2 protein-coding genes are annotated in these 2,638 nt (G+C 73.5%); both read right to left on the bottom strand.

Features of this window, described 5'->3' with window-relative positions; translation table 11 throughout:
• Positions 1-165: 165 nt before the first annotated feature.
• Positions 166-867 carry a ribonuclease HII gene (locus ACOV8S_RS02225; RefSeq protein ID WP_448317322.1) on the bottom strand — a complete coding sequence of 234 codons (702 nt, stop codon included), beginning with the start codon at positions 865-867 and terminating at the stop codon, positions 166-168.
• Positions 868-1,287: 420 nt separating this feature from the next.
• Positions 1,288-2,638 (bottom strand): DUF4153 domain-containing protein (locus tag ACOV8S_RS02220; protein ID WP_448315772.1); only part of this gene is annotated, 1,351 nt, incomplete at its 5' end.

Genomic DNA, 2,638 nt, shown 5'->3' with positions numbered 1-2,638 from the left:
GGGGTCGGCACGCTACGGCTGGGGGCCGCAGCGGTGCTGCCCTGGGCGCTCTCGGGAATCTGGGGCTCCTCGGGACTGAGAGGCATGGCTCGATGTCTGTCAAATGTCGGTGCGCCCAGTATGTCGGGGGCACGTCAGGGGGTGGTACCGCGGGAAGCGGACCGGTCAGAAGTCGAAGCCCGGTTGGCCCTCGATCTCTGGAACGCTCGCCTCCGCCCAGGTGCGGACCTTCTTGAGGTGCCGCCACCGTGGCAGCGCATCAAGATACGCCCACGACAACCGGTGGTGAGGAGTGGGTCCCCTTTCCTCCAGCGCGGCGCGGTGGACGGGGGACGGATAGCCGGCGTTCGCCGCGAAGGCGAAGTCCTCGTGGGCCGTGCCCAGTTCCGCCATCATCGCGTCCCGCTCGACCTTGGCGATCACCGAGGCGGCGGCGACGGCGACGCAGCTCCGGTCACCCTTGATCACCGTGCGCACCTGCCAGGGGGCGCCCAGGTAGTCGTGCTTGCCGTCCAGGATCACCGCGTCCGGCCGGACCGGAAGGGCCTCCAGCGCGCGTACCGCGGCGAGCCGCAGCGCGGCGGTCATGCCCAGTTCGTCGATCTCCTCGGGCGAGGAATGGCCCAGCGCGTAGGCGGTGACCCAGTCGCGGAGCTCGGCGGAGAGTTCGTTGCGTCGCTTCACCGTGAGCAGCTTGGAGTCGGTGAGGCCGTGGGGCGGACGACGCAGGCCCGTTATGGCCGCGCAGACGGTGACCGGACCGGCCCAGGCGCCGCGACCCACCTCGTCGACACCGGCGACGACCTTGGCTCCGGTCGTGGCGCGAAGGGAGCGCTCGACGGTGTGTGTGGGCGGTTCGTAGGGCATGACGCTCATAGCCTACGCCGCCTCCGGACGGGCAGGACCCCCGGCCTCGCACCGCCCCGGCCACCATCGCCCGGGTTCACGTTCGCACACGTCATGCGCGACACATGGAGGACCACGCGAGCGGGCGGGGCGCCTTCCACCCGCAGTCACCCTTCGGGCAGATCAGCGAGGCAGGAAAGGCACGGTTCAACCTCAGGCCCGCACCTCACGGCTGGCGTGTCGCAACCCTCCGCCCGTCACGGATCGCACGTGTGAACGGAAATGCGCGCCCGGTCACGACCCCGCCGGCCCACCCCACGCGTGCCCCCGGAGCGGCTCCGCGCAAGCGCGAGGACCGGCCTGCGTGTACCGCGAGGCCGGTCCCGGCAGAACCCCGTCCGGCGCCGCGTGGAGCCGGAGCCCCCGCGCGGCGCCGGTGGTCTACTCGTAGAGGTCGTCCTCCCAGCGGGAGCCGGTGTCGCACGACTGCGGGTCCCGGTCGGCCGGCCGGTCGGCGAGGATCCGGCGGGCCTCCCGCTCGCTCCAGCTGGTGGCGTACCAGGGCGTGACGTCGTCCAGCTCGTCGGTGTACTGGGCGAGCAGGCAGCTGCGCAGCGGCTCCTCGAGACGGTCCAGGGCCGGCACCGCGTCGACGGACAGGTCCTCCAGGTACATCCGGTCGATCTTCCCGTTCGCCGCGTACCGCGTGACGTTGTGCTCGGCGATCAGCGCGTCGGGGGACATCAGGCCGAACGCCAGCACGCCCGCGGCGGCCGAGACGGCGACGGCGCGCGGCAGCCACCGTGCGCCCCAGACCCCCGCCGCCATGACCAGGACGATCACCAGCCCCAGCCAGAACTCCATGGCGAGCACGGAGATCCTCAGCCGGGTCAGGCCGTAGGCGTCGACGTACATGTCCATGCGCCGTACCGCGGAGGCCACGACGACCAGGGCGAGCGCGCAGAGCACCCCGAGGACGCCGCGCACCAGCACGCGATCGCGCGGCCCCGACCGGGGCGCCGTGCGGGCGGCGACGATCACCACGACCAGGAACAGCAGGGTGACGATCAGCAGCTGCCAGAAACCCTGGCGCGCGTATTCGGAGTAGGTCAGGCCCGTCTTGTCCAGCACCGCGTCGTAGCCGCCGAACAGCACCGCCAGCTGCACCGCGTTGAACGCCGCGAACAGCACGGTGAGCACGATCAGCGGCAGCGCCCACTCGGTGCGGCCCCGGGGCCGTCCGGCAGGGATCCGGGTGCGGTCCCAGGGCACCGGCGCGGCGGCGGTGCGGGCCGCCGCGAGCGCCCCGACGACACCGAGGGCGAAGGCCACCAGCCGCAGCGGCCCGTCGGCCGGCTCCTCCAGGTCGGGCACGAGGTTGCCCAGCAGGTCCGCGAAGGCCGCGTCGGCGCCCGCGAACAGCGCACCGAAGACGATCAGCAGCAGGACGGCCACGCCGGTCCCGCGCAGCACAGGCCCCAGCCGGCCCGAGGTGCCTGCGGCCCGCTCCTTGAGCCCGCGGGCCGCCCAGGCGAAGCCCGGGACGGTGGCCCCGCACAGTCCGAGCGGGGCGAGCAGCACGGCGGCCCAGGAACGGCCTCCGTTGAGTGCGAGCGCGCCCATCGCGAAGGCTCCGGCCACCGCGAGGAACACCGGCCAGCCGGCGTCGCGCAGCGCGGGCACCACGAGCAGCGCGAGTCCGGCCACGGCCCAGACCACCGTCCAGGGCCGCGGTCCACGCTTCGCGCGGCGGGCGGCCGCCCAGGCCGCCACGGCGGCGGGGACCGCCACC

Source organism: Streptomyces sp. CO7 (assembly GCF_053474865.1).
The sequence above is the reverse complement of the archived record's forward strand: the minus strand, read 5'-3'. Positions and strand labels throughout refer to the sequence as shown.

Excerpts from the sequence above, each read along its gene's own strand:
- ACOV8S_RS02225 (WP_448317322.1), bottom strand. The coding sequence starts at position 867 with ATGCCCTACGAACCGCCCACACACACCGTCGAGCGCTCCCTTCGCGCC.